This is a genomic window from Ruegeria sp. YTSA144, assembly GCF_059610125.1.
In genome coordinates this window covers 59,140-78,185 of the sequence record NZ_JBXWNA010000002.1, presented here as the reverse complement: position 1 = coordinate 78,185, position 19,046 = coordinate 59,140, and the positions used below count along the sequence as shown (strand labels likewise).

Sequence of the window (19,046 nt, the reverse complement as noted above, 5' to 3'; positions counted from 1 at the left end):
ACAGCTCTATTCGCGAAGATTTGAAAAATCAGAATTTGGCCGCCAGAAAACGCACGCAGCGTTGTCATCGCGCGCGCTGCGCAGCCAGTCGGATCAACGACGTTTGGGTCAGGGTTGCACCGGTCTGACCCGGGACAGATCCGGGGCAATCCGTATCATCTGCGACAGGTCTGGTTTCAGTCCTTTGCTTTTCCCGGAAATCATCCCGAGCGGAACGCTTGTTGCTGCGGCGAGTGCATCCTGAAAGGGGATTTCCGCTTGTTCCGTCAGAACCCGCACCGCGTTTGTCAGGCACAAGTCGGCCCCGGCCAGAGTGCCATCCTCTAACGTCAGCCTGCCGTTTTCCCGCCGGATGCGGCGTCCTTCCAACTGAAATTCCGTCAGTGACGTGCCGGCGACCGCCATCGCATCGCTGACAAGGAAAATCCGCCCTGGTCCGCGCTTGGCAGCCCAGGCAATCCGCATCGTATCGGGATGAACGTGGATACCATCCGCGATCAAACCCGCCGATAGCGATCCGCAGGATAGCGCCGCGCCGACCAGTCCCGGTTCACGGCTGCCAAGCTGGCTCATCGCATTGAACAAATGCGTTGCGCACTGCGCCCCGGCCTTTGAGAATGCGAGGCAGGTCTCAAAAGGCGCGTCCGTATGCCCCAGAGAAACAATCACCCCCGCGCGCTTCAGTGCTTCAACCTGTTGCAGGGTTGTGCTTTCGGGGGCCAGCGTGACCATCAAAGCAGGCAGGTGTTTTGCAGCGTCGATCAGAATTTCCAGATCGGTTTGCTGCATCGGGCGGATCAACGCAGCATCATGTGCGCCCTTGCGCCGCTCAGACAGGTGCGGACCTTCCAGATGCAGGCCCGCAATACCGGAAACACCCGTCTGAACGGCCTTGATGGCGGCATCAATCGCGGCCCGGGTTTTCTCGGCCGTGTCCGTGATCAGGGTTGGTAGGATGCGAGTGGCACCCAGCGCGCGATGAGCACGGGCGATTTCGGTCAGCGTGTGAACCGATGGATCATCGTTGAACATCACGCCCCCGCCGCCGTTCACCTGCAAATCAGCGTAGCCGGGGCTGAGGATGTCGCCATGCAGGTCCTCGATCTGGTCGTCCTGCGCGATCTGATCCAAGGGGGCCAACGCGTCCAGCACACCGTTTCTGAACCGTGCGGCATATCCGTCACGCAATTCAGTGCCATCGAAGATCGGGCCGCCGGCAAAGGTGATGGTAGAACTGGTCATACCGTTTCCGTCACTTTTTTCAGATGGCGTGGTGTGTCCGGGTCGATCCCGCGTTGTGTGGCCACCTTCTCCACCATTCCGTAAAACGCGGCGATTGTCGGTATCGGGTCCGTCATCCAATGGGACGTCCGGACATGCGGCAGTTCTGTCGCGTGTTTCACGCGGACAGTTGTGGCGAAAACCACAGCGCCTTTGGACGCAAGTGCGTCTGCAACTTCGGCCAGATTGTCCTCTGCTGCATCCCCGGACGACAAAGCAAGCACGGGAAAGCCCTGATCCACGATGGAAACCGGGCCGTGCAGAACCTCGGCCGCCGAATAGCTTTCTGCGTGGATCTGGCAGGTTTCCTTGAATTTCAACGCGGCCTCGTTGGAAATGGCCAAAGACAGGCCGCGCCCCAAAGTAAACAAAGAGCGACCATCAACCGCGTCTGCCACGGCGCTCCAGTCGCAGGCGATTGCGGTCGACAAGCTTTCGGGCAGACCATGGATTGCGCGTAGCAGGTGATCATCGCGCTTCACCTGCGCAATCAGCCACAACCCGGCGACCAGAGACGTCACGAATGTCTTTGTCGCCGCCACGCTCAGCTCGGGGCCTGCGTGAATGGGCAGTGTTGCCGCAGCCGCCTCGGCCAGGGCAGAGGCAGGGTTGTTCGTGATCGCAACCGAGTAAGCTCCGCCGGATGTGAGCGACTGCGTGAGTTGCACGATATCGGGGCTCTGACCGGATTGTGAGACAGAGATGCAGATGGCATCCTCGCAGCGCATGTCGATACCGTAGATAGACTTGACCGAAGGTCCGACCGAGGCCATCGGCAAACCAAGCAGCAGTTCCGAGGCGTATTTCAAGAAGCTGCATGCATGATCCGAGGATCCGCGCGCAACCGAAATCAGGAACCGCGGGTCACGGGCCCGGATCTCGGTGGCGGTTTGCATGATCAATTCCGCGCCCTCGGTCAGAAGGCGGTCGACGGCGTCGGGAATCTCGTCGATCTCGCGCCGCATTTGAGTGGTTGTGTCAGACATTTTCCCAGGCTTTCAATTTGACAGGCGCAGCTCGGCCACGAAGTCATAGGCATCACCGCGGTAGATCGAGCGGGTCAATTCAGCGACCCGCCCGCTTTGCAGATACGAAGTGCGTTGAATCCGAAGCCCGGCCGTACCTTCCGCAACATCCAGAAGCTCTGCCTCGGGTGGTTCTAGGTTGATGGCCGAGATTTTCTGGATCGCGCGCACCGGTCGCAGGCCAGATTGTTCAAGAACAGAGTAAAGCGACCCCGTCACTTCGGTGGGGTTCGGCAGGATATCCAGCGGAAGGGCCGCTTTTTCCAACGCCATCGGGCGTCCTCCTGCCTCTCGCAGGCGGTAGATACGTGCGACCTGTTCATTAGCCGACAAGCCCAATGCCATCATTTCTTCCGGAGATGGCAGGAAAACCCCCCGTTCCAGCCATGTCGAGGTCGTCTTGAGCCCGCGCCGCTCCATGTCTTCGGTGAAAGACGTCAGATGGGACAGCGACTGTTCAACCTTCGCCACGGGTTCGCGAACAAAAGAACCAGATCCCTGCCGTTGTTCGATTGCACCTTTGCGCACCAATTCATGAATGGCCTTGCGCACGGTCACACGCGACAGGTCGGTGATCTCGGCGATTTCTCTTTCAGGGGGCAGCGAACTGTTGGGGGGCAGGATACCGTCCTTGATCCCTTGTTCGAGGCGCTGACGGAGCTGTACATAGCGCGGGCCCGAGCTTTGCCCCAACCATCCTTCGGGCCGCAGGAAATCAGCTATGTTCATGTTCGATTTCCTCCAGATAGGCCTGTGCCAATGCAAGTGCGCCGGACAGTGGATCGCCCGCAGGCTGGACCAGAGCGGGTTGCATGTCCGCAGGCAGGTATGGCGCATAAAGAGGGCCGATGCCCCCGGTCAGACAAACGGGCAGGTCAACGTGCCAGCCCATTTTCTTCATCACGTCGATCAGATAGTCCGCACCGTCCCGAAGGATGGAACTGGCCAAGTCGTCCCCGCGATTGGAAAGCTCGGTCACAAGCGGGGCGAGGGCGCCAAAGTCAGATGGCGTCATGTCAGCGGCGGCCCGTACAATTCCTGCGGCATCGCCGAATCGAGACAGCAGATCCTGCGCCAATGCTGAAGGGCCGGTCATACCATCCGTGTGTTCCAGCGTCTTGGCCAGCGCCCGTTTGCCAACCCATTGCGCGGAAGCCTGATCGCCCAGAACAGGGCCCCATCCGCCGGCAAACTTCATCGTGCCAACCCTTTGCATTGCGACAAAAGAACCGGTGCCGCAATGTGCGACAAACCCGTCATTGCCCCCCAATGCGCCGCGCAAAGCTGCTGCGCGATCATCTTCGATCCGGACGTGCCGAAATGGCAATGCCGCCGCAAGCTTCCGGGCAATCGCACCACCTGTTATCCCGGCCAGGCCCAGATAGGCGGGCGCTTGCACAAGCTCCTCGGGCGAACGGCCCGTCTGAACAGCCAGAGCTTCCAGGCCGTGCCGCAACTCGATGCAGGCGGCCTCGAAATCCGTGGACACGTTTGCCGCGCCGACTTCGACCCGGTGTGTTTCGCCATCAACAAATGCGGCGACGCGGCAGCGCGTTCCACCCCCGTCGGCGGCCAGAAACATGGGTTTTGATGACTTTACCATATAAAGACCTTTATAATACCTTTCATGCGTTTTGAAGTCCTAATTGTGACCAAAGTGGCGAATATTATGCTATAATAGCCAAAATTATGAGAAAAAATAAATGGTAGACTAATGGTATTTAAAAGGTATGATATCGAGAGTTCTTGGGGGAGAATCACTTGATTACGCCGGCGACAGAACAATTGCATCAGGATGCGCATGGGCTTGATACCCGTCCGCTGGCAGAGGTGGCCGGCCTGCTGGCGCGGTCGCAGGTATCAGCGGCGACGGCAGTGTTTGATGCGCTTGGCCCGATTTGCAGCGGGGCGACGGCCATGGCCCAAACGATCCGGTCGGGCGGCACGCTTCGGTATCTTGCGGCGGGGTCTTCCGGCCTCATGGCGGCCTCGGACGCGCTGGAGCTTGGCGGAACGTTCTCAATTCCGTCGCAGCAGATCCGCATTCACATGGCAGGTGGAATGCCGACCACGGCAGACATGCCGGGGGATGTAGAGGACGCTGTTGATGGGCTGGCGCAAGAGGTGTCGGATATGGTTGCCAACGATACGCTCATCGCGGTCTCGGCCAGCGGCACCACGCCATATACCGTTGCCGCCGCAAAACTGGCGCGCGACAGGGGGACGCCCGTGATCGGGATTGCAAACAACGCGGGCTCGCAATTGTTGCAACTGGCGGACCATGCCGTTCTGCTTGCGACCCCTCCGGAGTTGATCTCGGGCTCCACCCGGATGGGGGCCGGCACTGCGCAGAAAATAGCCCTCAATACGTTGTCGACGCTGATGGCCATCGAACTTGGGCATATTCAGGACGGTATGATGATCAATCTGCGGGCGGACAATGACAAATTGCGCGCGCGCGCCAACGGAATCGTTTGCCAGCTAACCGGCGTATCACCTGAACGTGCCGATGATGCCCTGAGGGCCGCGGATGGGAACCTGAAATGCGCGGCACTTGTCGCCGCAGGTGCCGTATCGGCAGAGGATGCACAAAAGCGACTGGCTGAAACGAATGGCCGTCTGCGTCATGCGATGAACCGGCTGAATGAAGAAAACGAACATAGCAACCTGGGAGAAACCAAATGAAACGCAAAGTTCTGAGCCTGGCTCTGATGAGCACGGCGCTGGTCACAAGTGCCTATGCGCAAGATGCTACGCTGACAATCGAAAGCTGGCGCAACGATGACCTCGCTCTCTGGCAGGAAAAGATCATCCCTGCATTCGAGGCTGCCAATCCAGGTATCAAAGTTGTTTTCTCGCCTTCAGCCCCGGCGGAGTACAACGCGGTTCTGAACTCGAAGCTGGAAGCCGGATCCGCCGGTGATCTGATCACCTGCCGCCCGTTTGATGCTTCTCTGGCGCTTTACGAAGCGGGCCATCTGACCGACCTGTCCGATCTGGATGCGATGAACAACTTCTCGGACGTTGCCAAATCCGCGTGGCAGACAGACGACGGGTCGGCCAGCTTTTGTGTTCCGATGGCATCGGTGATCCACGGTTTCATCTACAACAAGGATGCGTTCAACGAATTGGGTCTGGAGGTTCCGACCACCGAGGCGGAATTCTTTGAAGTGTTGGACAAGATCAAGGAAGACGGCACCTATATACCGATGGCGATGGGCACCAATGACCAGTGGGAAGCCGCAACGATGGGTTACAACAACATCGGCCCGAACTACTGGAAAGGTGAAGAAGGCCGCCTGGCTCTGATCAAAGGCGAACAGAAACTGACCGACCCTCAGTGGGTCGCGCCCTTTGCCACTTTGGCGAAATGGGCCGATTATCTGGGTGACGGATACGAGGCGCAGACCTATCCCGACAGCCAGAACCTGTTCACATTGGGCCGCGCTGCAATTTACCCGGCGGGCAGCTGGGAGATTGCAGGTTTCAACACGCAGGCTGATTTTGAGATGGGCGCCTTCAAGCCGCCGGTCCAGAATGCCGGTGACACCTGCTATATCTCGGACCATACCGATATCGGCATCGGCTTGAACGCTGCCAGCGAAAACCAGGAGGCTGCCCGTACGTTCCTGGCCTGGGTCGCAAGCCCGGAATTCGCCAGCATCTTCGGCAATGCTGTTCCCGGTTTCTTCCCTCTTTCCAACACTCCGGTTGAATTGGAAGATCCCCTTGCCAAGGAAATCGTCGGGTGGCGGGATGAGTGCGAGAGCACCATCCGTTCGACCTATCAGATCCTGTCACGCGGCACACCCAATCTTGAAAACGAGACCTGGGGTGCATCCGTTGCAGCCATCAAGGGCACCGAAAGCCCCGAGGCTTTGGGCAAGAAACTGCAAGATGGTTTGGCCAACTGGTACGCACCGCATCAGTAACACCTGAACCACTCACTCCGGGTGCGGCCCATCGCGCCGCGCCCGGCACTTTTCCCCGGAGAATCCCATGCAGACGCGCCGCATACGCTGGCACATCGCTGTTTTCCTTGCACCTGCGGTGCTGGTCTACACGGCGGTGATGATCCTGCCCTTGTTCAACACGCTCCGCCTTGCGCTGTTCACCGAAGTCGATCAGGCGCGTGTGTATGTGGGGTTGGAGAATTTCCGAACCTTGTTCTTTGATCCGCTGTGGTCCGAGCAATTCTGGAATGCGCTGGGCAACAACTTCTGGTTCTTCCTGATCCACATGCTGGTGCAGAACCCCATCGGAATCGCCCTGGCCGCGATCCTGTCACACCCGAGGCTGCGCTTTGCCGCACTGTACCGGTCGGCCATTTTCATTCCGACGATCCTGAGCTTCGTGATTGTGGGTTTTGCCTGGAAACTGATCCTGTCTCCGCTTTGGGGTATTGCGCCCTCGATGCTGGACGCTGTTGGCCTGAAATCCCTGTTTGCTCCGTGGCTGGGCAAGGAGGAATACGCGCTGACGACTCTGGCGCTTGTCTCGGTCTGGCAATTCGTCGGCATCCCGATGATGCTGATCTATGCGGCCCTGCTGTCGATCCCTGAAGAAATTCTTGAAGCCGGCGAGATTGACGGGATCACAGGAGCTTCGGCTTTCTGGAAAATAAAACTGCCGCTGATCCTGCCCTCGATCGGGATCATCTCGATCCTCACATTCGTGGGCAATTTCAACGCATTCGATCTGATCTATGTCTCTCAGGGCGCGCTGGCGGGACCGGATTTTTCGACCGACATCCTGGGCACTTTCATGTACCGCACATTCTTCGGCTTCCAACTGCAATTGGGTGATCCGTACATGGGGTCCGCCATTGCCGGTGCCATGTTCGCCATCATCCTTGTAGGTGTTTGCATTTACCTTTTCGGCATCCAGACCCGGATGCGCCGGTATCAGCTGTGAGGGCTCTACAATGAACAAAGCGCGCACGAATCCGCTGAATACCGCCGCAATGCATGGAGCGTTGATCCTTTACACTCTGATCGCCCTGTTCCCGGTTTTCGTGATCATCATCAACAGCTTCAAAACGCGCCGTGCCATCTTTCGCGAACCGCTTGCCTTGCCTGATGCCGAAAGCTTTTCCCTGATCGGCTACCAGACGGTGATGAAGCAGGGGGATTTCTTTCTCTACTTTCAGAACTCACTGATCGTCACTGTGGTTTCACTGACCTTTATCCTGCTGTTCGGTGCCATGGCGGCTTTTGCCCTCAGCGAATACCGGTTCAAGGGCAACATGTTGATGGGGCTCTATCTGGCACTTGGGATCATGATCCCGATCCGCATCGGCACAGTGGCGATCCTGGAGATGATGGTCGCAACGGGGCTTGTGAACACGCTTTGGGCCCTGATCTTCGTCTACACGGCACAGGGCTTGCCGTTGGCCGTGTTCATCCTGTCCGAGTTCATGCGCCAGGTCAGTGATGACCTGAAGAATGCCGGGCGCATCGATGGGCTTTCGGAATACACGATCTTTTTTCGGTTGGTGCTGCCTCTGGTCCGGCCCGCCATGGCGACCGTCGCTGTTTTCAACATGATCCCGATCTGGAACGATCTCTGGTTCCCGCTGATCCTGGCGCCCGCGGAAGAGACCAAAACCCTGACGCTGGGCAGCCAGGTCTTCATCGGCCAGTTTGTGACCGATTGGAACGCGGTTCTTTCCGCGCTCAGCATGGCGATCCTGCCGGTTCTGGTGCTCTACGTGATCTTCTCGCGCCAGCTGATCCGCGGTATCACCTCAGGAGCTGTCAAATGACCCGGGTTCTGATCGCTGGTCTTGGCAACATGGGTCTGAGCCATGCCTTGGCCCATCATCGTCACCCCGACGCACGGATCGTGGGACTGGTCAACCGATCTGGTCGAGTGGACCATCCCGACCTGTCAGGCTATCCGGCCTATACGGATTTTCAGGCGGCACTGGCCGAGACAAACCCCGATCTGGTCGTCGTCGCAACCTATTCCGACAGCCACGCAGACTTCGCCTGCGCCGCAATGGAAGCAGGAGCGCATGTCTTTGTTGAAAAGCCACTGGCCACGACGGTTGCGGACGCCAGACGCGTGGTCGCAAAAGCAGTGGAAACCGGCCGGAAACTGGTGATCGGATATATTCTGCGGCACCACCCGTCATGGATGCGCCTGATCGCGGAGGCGCGCGAACTCGGCGGGCCGTATGTCTTCCGTCTGAACCTGAACCAGCAAAGCAGCGGGGCCGAATGGGAAACGCACAAGGCCTTGATGCAGACGACGTCCCCTATCGTCGATTGCGGTGTGCATTACGTCGATGTGATGTGCCAGATCACCGATTCCGATCCCGTCCGCGTGCATGGCATGGGCCTGCGCCTGAGTGATGAGATTGCCGAAGACATGTATAACTACGGCCAGTTCCAGGTGATCTTCGAAGACGGCTCGATCGGTTGGTACGAAGCCGGCTGGGGCCCGATGATGTCCGAAACCGCGTTCTTCGTGAAAGATATCATCTCACCCAACGGCTCGGTCTCGATCACTGATGGGAACAAGGGCGCATCGGCCGATATCGACGGTCACACTAAGGTTGGCGGTCTTCTGGTTCACCGCCCCGAAGGTGATCAGACGATCGACCTGCCCGATGAACCCGGCCATCAGCAACTCTGCGACGCCGAGCAAGCCTATATGCTGCGCGCCATCGCCGAAGATATCGATCTGTCCCGCCACATGAACGACGCGGTGCAATCGCTGGCCATCTGCCTGGCCGCTGATGAAGGCATCCGTACCGGCCAACCCATTTCGCTGAAAGAGGCACGCACATGACCGCCCTGACGCTGCAAAACGTGAACAAGTCCTTCGGCACCGTCGAGGTCCTCAGGGATATCAACATCGACGTTGACGAGGGCGAATTCGTCGTCTTCGTCGGCCCTTCGGGGTGCGGTAAATCCACCCTTCTGCGTGTCATCGCGGGGCTCGAGGATGTGACGTCGGGCGAGGTACGCATCGGCGGTGAGCTCATGAACCTCACACCGCCCTCAAAACGCGGTATCGCAATGGTGTTCCAGAGCTATGCTCTCTACCCCCACCTGAACGTGCGCAAGAACATGTCATTGGCGCTGAAACAGGAAGGCCAGAGCAGGCAGGTCATCGAAGAGCGTGTTGCCAGGGCCAGCAAGATGCTGAACCTCGAACCTTACCTTGACCGGTATCCTTCCGAATTGTCCGGTGGTCAGCGCCAGCGCGTCGCCATCGGTCGTGCCATCGTGCGGGAGCCGAAGCTGTTCCTGTTCGACGAGCCTCTGTCCAATCTCGATGCGGCCCTGCGTATGAATACACGGTTGGAAATCGCGAACCTGCACCGGCAGCTTGACGCTTCGATGATCTACGTGACCCACGACCAGACCGAGGCAATGACTCTTGCCGACAAGATCGTCGTCCTGCGCGACGGGCGTGTGGAACAGGTCGGCAGCCCGATGGAGCTTTACAACAATCCCGCCAACCAGTTCGTGGCCGGTTTCCTTGGGGCGCCGTCGATGAATTTCTTTCCCGCCAGCATGATCGGCGAAAGCGCAGACATTACAACGGGAATCCGGCCGGAAGACCTGTTTTTGTCTGACGACGGTCCGGTTGTCGCAAACGTCACCCATGTCGAACATTTGGGCGGTGACACCAACGTAATTGCCATGATGCAGGATCACCAGATCACCGCGCGCCTGTTCGGGCAGCATCAGGTTGAAGCCGGTCAGAGCATCCGATTTGGATATTCTCCAGGCAGGGTCTATCGCTTCGACGCCCAGGGTGCGCGTCTCGCGTGACACTCACTGACGCAGGGCTTTGGGGGCCTAAGTCAGCCGACTTTTCCATGCAGTGCCGCCTAAACACCACCGGCTATTCTTGTGTTTCGGGTGAACATGACCGGCCCGGATGACGAGACCGCGCGGAAATCGGCCGCGCGACCCGCCAAAGCGCGATAGAACTGGCGCAATCCCGGTTCGATATCTGCGGCAAGTTTTTCGCAATGCTGACACATGCGCACGATGTCGCCCTGAGGTTTTCGGGTTCTCAACGCTGCGATCAACTCACCATGCCGTGCAACGAGCTCCTGGAACGCGTCGGTCTTCCGCAAAGTGGAATCTCCCACCAGAACAAAAACGGGCTCTGGGTTGGTTTTGCCTTTCAGGTCAACATGGCCGGCCTGCAAAAATGCCAGGTCATCTCGACCGGCTTGATACACCCCGTCTGAGACGACAATGTCATACTCGACCGTTCGACAGCATTGTTCGATCCGAGCCGAAACATTCACGACATCTCCGATAACCGTATAGTTGAACCGTTTTTGCGATCCTATGTTGCCGACGCAGGCCTGCCCCGTGGCGATTCCGGTTGCCAGCGCTATCGGCTTTCGGTTCCGCATGATGTCGGATGCGTTGAATTGTGCCAAAGCACCTCGCATCCTGAGCGCGGCAAGCGCTGCGCGGCATGGATGGTCGGCAACGGGCAAAGGTGCGTTCCAGAAGGCCATGATGGCGTCACCTATGAACTTGTCGATCGTACCACGCTCATGCAGGATCTGATCCCCAAGCTTGGAAAACAGCGCATTCAGCAAGGATACAAGTTCCGTTGCCGACGCGGACTCGGACAGAGCGGTAAATCCCCGGATATCCGAAAACATCACGGTGATTTCCTGACTTTCACCGCCCAATTGAAGCTGGTGACCCGAATTCTCCATTTCATCAAGGATTTCCGGGGCCACGTAATGCGAAAAGACTTTTCGAATTTGGCGCTTTTCGCGCTCGGTCGATACGAAAAGATACCCCGCCAGCAGACCGAAATTTGCGATGCCTCCAATCAGGGGAAAAGTGGCGTCGAACAGGATGGATTGGTTCTGAAAAACCAGCCAGCTGATGGCCAGAACGGCTGCGGCGGCAATGCCACCGGCGATGAAGGATGCGATGGCACCAAAGCTGGACATGACGGCAATCACCACAAGCCCCAGAAACGCAAAGGCAAGCAGTTCCTGCGCCGCAGTCACGTCAGACCGGCTGAGCATATCACCGGTCAGAATCTGTTCGATCATCTGGGCATGAATTGAAACACCGGGGACGCTTTCGCCCAGTGCCGTCTGATGAATATCGAACAAACCGGCAGCGGAGGTTCCGATCAGGATTATTCTGCCTTCGATTTCGGATCGCAGCCCGGGGTTTTCGGAATCTTCCAGAACATCCCTGGCTGAAATGTAAAGGTCGGGGCTGTCCCGTCGGTATTTCAGCCAAAGCTCGCCATTCTCGGTTGTCGGCAAACGGTATCCGGCGATTTCGACCGCCAGCATGATGCCAGCCTCGTCAGGCGCGCCTTCCACGAAAATACTGGTCTCACCCAGGGCGACTCTGAGGGCTTCAACTGCAAGGCTTGGCAGCGGACCGTCCGGACCGTTCCATAGAACCGGCGCACGTCTTACGATGCCGGTCCCACCGATGGGCGAGACATTGACCCCGCCGACACCTGCCGCCACCAGATCCAACGGTGGCGCGATTGGCGTCCAATGCGGGACCGAGATCAGCCCCTCGGCGGGGCTTTCCCCGAATTCAATGAGCCCGGCCTTGGCCGTAACGGGTTCCCCTTCAGCTGACAATCGCGCGGCCACGCCCAGAACCACGGGCCAGTTGGCCATTTCCATCCCAAGCACGACATCGTTGTCCAGCTTTTCGGCGTGGCGTTCCACAGTCAGTACGCCCGCCAGCGATGGATCGTTCAGAAGGCGAGATGGCGAATACCGGTCGGGTTCGGCAAACAGCATGTCGAACGCAATCGTCGCGGCGCCATGGCCACCCAGATTTTGAACCAACTGCGCAACCAAAGTGCGGGGCCATGGCCATTGTCCAAAGCTGGCAAGCGAAGCCTCATCGATATCCACGACACGCACGGGGAGTTCGGGATTGAACTCCCGCGGAGACAGTCTTTGCAAAACGTCGAAATAGATCAGACGCGTCATTCGAACGGGGTACGGATCCCACGCCCGGATGAAGCAACCCAAAAGGATCAGACCCAGCCCCACGAGGCGGAAGGCCCATCGCCCGTTCCTGGATTTCCGCAGCTTGTCGCTCACACCATCCTCCAGACAAATGGAACTGGAACTGCGTGTTCAGCAGCAATTCCCGAGCAATTACGGATCAGTTTCTTCCCGCTCTGGTTCGTCCCGTTCGGGTTCCTCAGGTTCCGGTTCTTCCCGTTCGGGTTCCTCTTGTTCGGGTTCTTCCCGTTCAGGTTCTTCCTGCTCTGGTTCTTCTCTGTCGGGCTCCTCCTGCTCTGGTTCTTCCCGTTCGGGTTCTGCATGGTCCGGCTCTTCTCTTTCCGGGTCATTGTTCGCCGAAGGCGAAGGTTCAGTGACCGTATTCTGCGCTTCGCGTTGCTGAGGAGGCGCTCTACCGGCTTCCGACCGGTCCACCTCGACACGCCGTATGGGCGCTCCATCACCTGAACACCCTTCAACCCGTACCTGCAAAGGGGGCAGCAGCCCGTCCTGGGACTGAACGAATGGAAACCCGCTTTTCAGCGCTTGATCGTATTGGGCCTGATCGGCAGGCCGTCCGACACCTCCGTCTCCGCTTGTTGCGAACATGCTGCATTGACGTCCCGAGGATCTGCACGCGCCCTGACTGCCACACATGCGGACCGTACCTTGCAGGACAAGCATCGCGCTTTGTTTTTCCGACACGATCCACATGTCGAAGGTGGTGCCGCGCACGGCCATTGTCGCCGACGGAGTCCTGATCGAGTAAGCTCTCTTTCGGCTTTTCCCGGAAATAAACCGAAAACTGCCACCCAAGGCCTGAACGGCAAAGCTCTTGGCTTTGCGGTTGTTTCGCAGCATGGACACATCCAGCACCATGCGTGCGTTGGGGCCGATGGCAATCTTGGTGTCATCCACAAAAACGATTTGAATTACGCCGGTCCGATCCGTGCTGAGCGCGTCGCCGGACGCAACCTCCATTCCTGAATAAACAGGTTGTGCTTTTCCCGCGCGAACGACTTGGGCGCCTTGTTGGACGCTGATGATTTTTCCAATGTCGGCGATGGTCTGCGACGGTATGGCCACGGCAACGCAAAGAACCATTACAATCTTTAACAACGACAAACTCGAACCCCTTCCCCCAATGGGTTTTGACGCGCGGAAACCGCGCTGTGCTCGACGCTTGCCTCTCAAAAAACGTATTATTATCTTTTATATGCATTAAAAACGTAGACAAATATGCTTACTTTTCGCGCTCTTAGCAAGAATTATGTGAAAACGACGTTCAAAAGTCGCTTTGGGCGCGCTTCTGTGAAGGCTTGATCGGGCGCAGTTTCGCACGTTTACTGCGGGTTAAGCATCTGTTTGGAAAAAGAGCGACTTTTCAAAACTGAACCGACATCAACTTGCTGGTTGTCCTGATGCGCAGTGCAACCTTGGGCGCAGTTGAAATTCCAATTGCGCAACGTATGTCTTGCCATGAACGTACGTATATCAATCCGCGCTGAAGGCCGTTTTGCTTTGCCACCCTACGCGGCTCTTTAATGTGACATGTCCCTCGGGTAGAAACGCAGTTGGGCAAGCTGACGGTCGCTGCCCGATTGTTCCAGCGCTGCAACACGGAGTCTGTTCATGCTGTTTCGTCGCATTATGGTCGCGGCCATGTTTTCTGGCTGTTTGCTGTCCACAGCGTCTGCACAATCCCAGGCCGAATCCTCTGCCCGGCTCTTCGTGGAACTGAACTCGGCCGAGGATGTTGCCAGCGCGTGCAGGTTGACGTTTCTGGTCAAGAATGAAACCGGGCAGCCGATCGACGGCGCCGTGTTCGAAACCGTCATTTTCGACACCGAAGGGGGTGTGTTGAACCTTTCTCTGTTCGATTTTCGCGATTTGCCCGCCGACCGGCCCCGGGTGCGCCAGTTCGACCTTCCCAACAGAACATGTGACACAGTTGGGCAAGCCTTGATCAACGGCGCGAACTCCTGCGTCGTGGATGGTTCCGAAAGTGACATATGCGACAGCACCCTGACGCTGAGCAGCAGGGTGGAAATGGGGTTGTTGGGATGAATCCTCTAGCCGCACTACGTGAAATATTTGAACTCGGCGGGCCGGTGGTGGCGATATTGATCGCCATGTCGGTTTTGACGCTGGCTGTCACTCTCTACAAGCTCTGGCAATTTGCCGCCTGCGGCGTCGGGCGGCACAGGGTGCTGTCTGAAGCTCTGGCAGCCTGGGACGCAGGAGATCACAGTACGGCACGCGCCAGGCTGGCGGACAGCAGCAGCTATCTTGCCCCTATTGTGGGCGCGGCGATGAACGCATCTGGTGTTCCCGGGGCCGATGACCGGCTGGATGCCGAAGCGGGTCTGGCACTCGCCGGGCTGGAACGTGGTTTTCGCTTGCTGGACACCGTGGCGCAGCTGGCGCCGTTGCTGGGTCTTTTCGGTACGGTTCTGGGAATGATCAGCGCTTTCCAAAGCTTGCAAACCGCTGGATCATCGGTTGATCCGTCACTTTTGGCCGGCGGTATCTGGGTGGCCCTGATCACCACCGCTGTGGGTCTGGCTGTTGCAATGCCAACATCGATGGTTTTGTCCTGGCTTGAAAGTCGAACCGCGCGCGAGCGTGTTTTTGCAGACAAGGCTTTGCGTACGGTTCTGGTTCCCGGTCATTCCATCCAAAGCACAGAGGCGGCCGCACAGGTCCCGGTCGCCCCAGAACATGCGTAACACTGCGCCTTTTGTGCGGCGGCGCATGTCGATGACGCCCCTGATCGACGTGATCTTTCTGCTTTTGCTGTTTTTCATGCTGTCCTCAACGTTTTCGCGATTCAGCGAGATCGAGTTGAGCAGCGCCGCCACAGGCGGGAATGCTGATGCTACGCCGCCCGAGCGCCTTTTCGTGCAACTTGGCCCCTCACGTGTTGCCCTGAATGGCCAACCCCTGTCGCTTGAGGAATTGTTCAACCAGGTCAAAGCCGGTCAGGTGCTGGTAAGCCTTGATCCCGGGACAACTGCGCAACGTCTTGTGGACCTGCTTGTCCCGTTGCGCGGGCGCGAAGGTTTGACGGTCAGGGTGTTAGAGTGAGGCAATGATCCGCTATATCCGGCCCGGTCGAAATCGTGATTCCACCATTCCGCTGATCAACGTCGTCTTTCTGATCCTGATCTTTTTTCTGATTGCGGGTACGATTGCACCGCGGTTGGATCCCGATCTGGATTTGGTGAATACTGCGGATCTTGAAGGCCGCGAGCCGCCGGATGCGCTTGTTCTTCATCGGGACGGAACGCTGAGTTTTCGGGGCAATCCGATCGAGGCCGAAGCTTTCATGGCCGCGCATGACTCGGGGCCCGTGCGGATCGTACCTGACAGGGATGCGTCGGCCTCTCGATTGATGGAAGTCACCAGCAGTCTGCGCCGGTTGGGTGCGCCAACCGTTTTTCTGGTGACCGAACAGGCCCTCGAATGATCAGGCGGTCCGTTTTTGTTGCAATCATTGCAATTTCGATTTCCGTACTGGTGCATTTGATCGGCCTGATTGTCACGGTGCCAGAGTTGTCGGATCCGGCTTCCGGGGAAACCGGTACCGACACAATCGAACTCAGCAACGCGTTTGAAGAGTTGGCCGATACCAGGATTGAACCCGTACCGCCCACGCCGGATGAACCGCCAACCCCTCCGGTGGAGCCGCCAACCCAGCCGCAGGAGGCAGAGGTTCCGACAAGTGATGCCCGCGTTGCCTCGCCGAACCCGCAAGAGACGTTCACGCCCGACACCGGGGATTCAACGATTATCCAACCGAGGGCGCCGGAGGAGGTTGTCGTGGACCCTGTCGACCGGAACCTGGAGGACGAAGGCGAAGCCGCCGAAGCTGAAGGCGCTGCGTCTGCAAGGCCCGAAGCGTTGGCCGAAACACCTGAGTTGCCGAAGCAAGAGCCGGTTGCTCCGGTTGAGCCTTCTTCTGCCGCGGAACCGGCGTCCGAGGAACAGCAACAGGTTGCGGCGTTACCAGTCGAGGTGGCTCCGGTTGTTCCGGAAGTCACGCCGCCACTTGAACCTGTGATACCGGAAGAAGCGTCGGAACCCCTGGATGAAGAAACCGAACTGACCGTACCCGATGCAAACGTGGACGGATCCGAACAGGCCGTAGCCACGTCATTGCGGCCTCGCCTTCCAGACCGACGTCCACAACCCACCCTGCGGGGTGCGTTGGATCCGTCAAGCAACTTTGACGCTCTGAGATTTCCGGAACAGACGATTGAATCACCTCTGACGACGTATCAAAGAGAGGGTGTCGACGCCTTCCGGCAAAACCGGGGCGGCACCCGTTCAGGCGGGCGGGGGCCGGGAAATTCGGACAGCACGAACTATGCAGGTCAGGTTCTTGTTCATCTGAACCGGGCGCCGGTCGTTTACGTTGCCGGTCGTGGCTATGCGCGTGTGTTTTTTCAGATTGACCCGGATGGTTCGTTGGCCTGGGTTGATGTCGTCGAAAGCTCCGGCTCGCCGGAAATAGAGCGCGCAGCTAAGGAACAGGTTCGAACCGCCGCACCTTTCCCGCGCCCGCCGGGGGGCGTCAGCCGGAAGCTTTCCTTCTACTATCAGATAAGATGATCCGACGGGTCTTGCCTGTAGGACACGATTTGCGATCGCCCCAGAGGCTTTCGCCGAGTTTCCGGATTGCGCGGGTTTGCAGCTTTCATAAAAAAAAACTCTTTGGTCGAAAGAATGTGATATAAGAAAAAGTGAATATTATGTTGGCGCGATGAAACCGCCGACACCTCTGAGTATACCTGATTTGGGAGGTCACTTTGTTTCGGATATCTTCTTGTTTGATTTCACTCGTATTGGTCCCTGCTGCTGCTGTCGCCGACGCCGTACCCAGCGAAGAAGCTGCCGAGGGATTGTTTTCTGATCAACCGTATTCCCCTTATGCCCAACGCACATTTCCTGAGCGTCCGCTTTGGGGTGACACTCACCTCCACACTGGACTTTCGTTGGACGCGGGCGCTTTTGGCAACACCTTGCTACCGGACGAAGCGTGGCGATTCGCAAAGGGTGAGCAGGTCATTTCTTCGACGGGTCAACCAGTAAGACTGTCACGACCGTTGGATTGGATGGTTCTCACGGATCACACGGACCTGATGGGGTTTGCTCCGGATTTGCAGGCCGGCAAGCCGGGCGTTCTTTCCGATCCGAAAGGGCTGGAGTGGTACGAGGGGTACAAAGCCGGCGGGGAAGAAGCCGGTAAAGCAGCTTTCGACATCATTACCAATTTTTCGCAAATGACTCTGCCAGAAGTCCTGTTGGAGTCGTACAGCCCCGGTGCCGATGCTTTTGCCTTCACCTGGGAAAGCATTGTTCTGGCGGCCGAGCAGCACAATGATCCCGGCACCTTTACCGCTTTCATCGGCTTTGAATGGACCTCGGTGCCGAAAGGGTTCAACTTGCACCGCAATGTCATGCTGCGCGATGGGCCAATCAGGGCGCTTCAGATGGTGCCGCCGGTCACGCAGCCGCCCTACGGTGATACGGATCCAAAGGCGCTATACGCCTGGCTTGAAGAATATCAGGAAAAAACGGGGGGGCGAGCAGTTGCCTTTGCCCATAACGGAAACCTGTCAAATGGGTGGATGTTCCCAACCGAAGACACGTATCACGGCGGCAAGGTTGACGAGGAATATGTCGCTGCCCGCGCGAAATGGGAGCCCCACTATGAGGTCACGCAGATCAAGGGTGACGGCGAAGCGCACCCTTTCCTGAGCCCGAATGACGAATTTGCGGACTATGAGAACTGGGACGTCGGCAATCTGGATATTACCGAGTTGAAAACCGATGACATGCTGGCCGGAGAATACGCCCGAGAGGCATTGAAACGCGGATTGATGCTGGAAGAAAAGTTTGGCGTGAACCCCTATAAATTCGGCATGGGGGGTGCGACGGACAGCCATACGTCTTTGACCACCGCCGAAGAAGACAATTTCTTTGGAAAATCTGTCAGCGTCGAACCCTCTGCCTCGCGTATCAAGCATCCGTTCATCGCAAATGACCTTGGTGAAATTCCCGGCGATTTGCTTGTCGCCTCCGGATACACGGCGGTCTGGGCCACCGAGAATACGCGCGCGGCGATCTTTGATGCGTTCAAGCGCCGCGAAACCTATGCAACGACCGGGCCAAGGATTGGTCTGCGGTTCTTTGGCGGATGGGATTTCAGTGACGCCGATGTTGAAACCCGTTTTCTGGCCAATGTTGGCTATACCAAAGGGGTGCCAATGGGTTCGGACCTGCGCCCGCGCGAGGGTGAGGCTGCGCCAAGTTTCCTGATCGCCGCTCTGCGCGACCCGGTTGGTGCCAATCTGGACCGCGTTCAAGTGATAAAGGGATGGCTCGACCCAGAAGGTGAATTGCAGGAAAAGGTCTACGACGTGGCATGGTCGGATAACCGTGAGGTCGATCAAAACGGCAAGGTCCCTGCGGTCGGGAACACTGTGGACGTGGACACCGCCAGCTGGACCAACACAATCGGAACGGCCGAACTTGTCACCGTATGGTCAGACCCGGATTTCGATCCGAATGCACGCGCGTTTTACTACGTCCGCGCCATCGAGATCCCAACGCCGCGTTGGATCCTGTACGACAAGCTGAGGTATGGTATCGAATTGCCCGAGGATGCAGTGCTTACGCATCAGGAACGCGCCTATTCGTCCCCGATCTGGTACACCCCGGCAGAGTGATCCGCTCGACCCACGAATTGAGCG

At 57.9% G+C, this 19,046-nt stretch carries 18 protein-coding genes; 12 read left to right on the top strand and 6 right to left on the bottom strand.

The features are described from left to right. Positions 1-108 precede the first annotated feature (108 nt). From nagA to AC2FF8_RS07380, 4 genes are read right to left on the bottom strand one after another with little or no spacing between them, the layout of a single operon-like run. Positions 109-1,242, bottom strand: a complete 1,134-nt coding sequence (gene nagA, locus AC2FF8_RS07395; protein ID WP_496879317.1) for an N-acetylglucosamine-6-phosphate deacetylase — start codon at positions 1,240-1,242, stop codon at positions 109-111. Beyond that, positions 1,239-2,267: an SIS domain-containing protein gene (locus AC2FF8_RS07390; RefSeq protein ID WP_496879316.1), complete on the bottom strand. Its 1,029-nt coding sequence runs from the start codon at positions 2,265-2,267 to the stop codon at positions 1,239-1,241. The genes nagA and AC2FF8_RS07390 overlap by 4 nt, the downstream gene beginning before the upstream one ends. 12 nt (positions 2,268-2,279) lie before the next feature. Next, complete coding sequence (locus AC2FF8_RS07385; RefSeq protein WP_170345226.1) at positions 2,280-3,035, bottom strand: GntR family transcriptional regulator; 756 nt, start codon at positions 3,033-3,035, stop codon at positions 2,280-2,282. Then, positions 3,022-3,909 (bottom strand): glucosamine kinase nucleotide-binding domain-containing protein, encoded by an 888-nt coding sequence (locus AC2FF8_RS07380; RefSeq protein ID WP_496879315.1) that lies wholly within the window; start codon positions 3,907-3,909, stop codon positions 3,022-3,024. Before AC2FF8_RS07380 ends, AC2FF8_RS07385 begins: the two co-directional genes overlap by 14 nt. 158 nt (positions 3,910-4,067) lie before the next feature. On the opposite strand from AC2FF8_RS07380, the gene AC2FF8_RS07375 reads away from it, so the two are divergent. The 6 genes from AC2FF8_RS07375 (at position 4,068) to AC2FF8_RS07350 (ending at position 10,093) form a co-directional block, all read left to right on the top strand. Beyond that, positions 4,068-4,991 (top strand): N-acetylmuramic acid 6-phosphate etherase, encoded by a 924-nt coding sequence (locus tag AC2FF8_RS07375; RefSeq protein WP_496879314.1) that lies wholly within the window; start codon positions 4,068-4,070, stop codon positions 4,989-4,991. After that, positions 4,988-6,238, top strand: coding sequence for an ABC transporter substrate-binding protein (locus AC2FF8_RS07370; protein ID WP_496879313.1), 1,251 nt, complete (start codon positions 4,988-4,990; stop codon positions 6,236-6,238). The genes AC2FF8_RS07375 and AC2FF8_RS07370 overlap by 4 nt, the downstream gene beginning before the upstream one ends. 67 nt (positions 6,239-6,305) lie before the next feature. Then, complete coding sequence (locus AC2FF8_RS07365; protein WP_171640900.1) at positions 6,306-7,220, top strand: carbohydrate ABC transporter permease; 915 nt, start codon at positions 6,306-6,308, stop codon at positions 7,218-7,220. A 10-nt stretch (positions 7,221-7,230) separates the two neighbouring features. Beyond that, positions 7,231-8,070 (top strand): carbohydrate ABC transporter permease, encoded by an 840-nt coding sequence (locus AC2FF8_RS07360; RefSeq protein ID WP_170345231.1) that lies wholly within the window; start codon positions 7,231-7,233, stop codon positions 8,068-8,070. Beyond that, positions 8,067-9,101, top strand: a complete 1,035-nt coding sequence (locus AC2FF8_RS07355; RefSeq protein WP_496879312.1) for a Gfo/Idh/MocA family protein — start codon at positions 8,067-8,069, stop codon at positions 9,099-9,101. Before AC2FF8_RS07360 ends, AC2FF8_RS07355 begins: the two co-directional genes overlap by 4 nt. Further along, positions 9,098-10,093, top strand: a complete 996-nt coding sequence (locus AC2FF8_RS07350) for an ABC transporter ATP-binding protein (protein ID WP_257601083.1) — start codon at positions 9,098-9,100, stop codon at positions 10,091-10,093. The genes AC2FF8_RS07355 and AC2FF8_RS07350 overlap by 4 nt, the downstream gene beginning before the upstream one ends. Positions 10,094-10,152: 59 nt before the next feature. Here AC2FF8_RS07350 and AC2FF8_RS07345 read toward each other — a convergent pair whose 3' ends face one another. Together AC2FF8_RS07345 and AC2FF8_RS07340 are read right to left on the bottom strand one after the other, a co-directional pair. Further along, the gene (locus tag AC2FF8_RS07345; RefSeq protein ID WP_496879311.1) at positions 10,153-12,384 is read right to left on the bottom strand and encodes a CHASE2 domain-containing protein; all 2,232 of its coding nucleotides are present in this window, start codon (positions 12,382-12,384) and stop codon (positions 10,153-10,155) included. 57 nt (positions 12,385-12,441) lie between these two features. After that, on the bottom strand, positions 12,442-13,407 hold the full coding sequence (locus tag AC2FF8_RS07340; protein ID WP_496879310.1) for a FecR family protein: 966 nt from the start codon (positions 13,405-13,407) through the stop codon (positions 12,442-12,444). Between the two features lie 513 nt (positions 13,408-13,920). On the opposite strand from AC2FF8_RS07340, the gene AC2FF8_RS07335 reads away from it, so the two are divergent. The 6 genes from AC2FF8_RS07335 (at position 13,921) to AC2FF8_RS07310 (ending at position 19,022) form a co-directional block, all read left to right on the top strand. Continuing rightward, positions 13,921-14,355 (top strand): hypothetical protein, encoded by a 435-nt coding sequence (locus tag AC2FF8_RS07335; RefSeq protein ID WP_170345234.1) that lies wholly within the window; start codon positions 13,921-13,923, stop codon positions 14,353-14,355. Beyond that, complete coding sequence (locus tag AC2FF8_RS07330) at positions 14,352-15,017, top strand: MotA/TolQ/ExbB proton channel family protein (protein WP_170345235.1); 666 nt, start codon at positions 14,352-14,354, stop codon at positions 15,015-15,017. Before AC2FF8_RS07335 ends, AC2FF8_RS07330 begins: the two co-directional genes overlap by 4 nt. 25 nt (positions 15,018-15,042) lie before the next feature. After that, on the top strand, positions 15,043-15,375 hold the full coding sequence (locus AC2FF8_RS07325) for an ExbD/TolR family protein (RefSeq protein WP_425079259.1): 333 nt from the start codon (positions 15,043-15,045) through the stop codon (positions 15,373-15,375). Positions 15,376-15,379: 4 nt separating this feature from the next. Next, positions 15,380-15,757: an ExbD/TolR family protein gene (locus AC2FF8_RS07320; RefSeq protein ID WP_170345237.1), complete on the top strand. Its 378-nt coding sequence runs from the start codon at positions 15,380-15,382 to the stop codon at positions 15,755-15,757. Further along, positions 15,754-16,902 carry an energy transducer TonB family protein gene (locus AC2FF8_RS07315; RefSeq protein WP_496879309.1) on the top strand — a complete coding sequence of 383 codons (1,149 nt, stop codon included), beginning with the start codon at positions 15,754-15,756 and terminating at the stop codon, positions 16,900-16,902. The genes AC2FF8_RS07320 and AC2FF8_RS07315 overlap by 4 nt, the downstream gene beginning before the upstream one ends. Before the next feature lie 197 nt (positions 16,903-17,099). After that, entirely contained in the window at positions 17,100-19,022 is a 1,923-nt protein-coding gene (locus tag AC2FF8_RS07310) for a DUF3604 domain-containing protein (protein WP_496879308.1), read from the top strand. Positions 19,023-19,046: the final 24 nt, after the last annotated feature.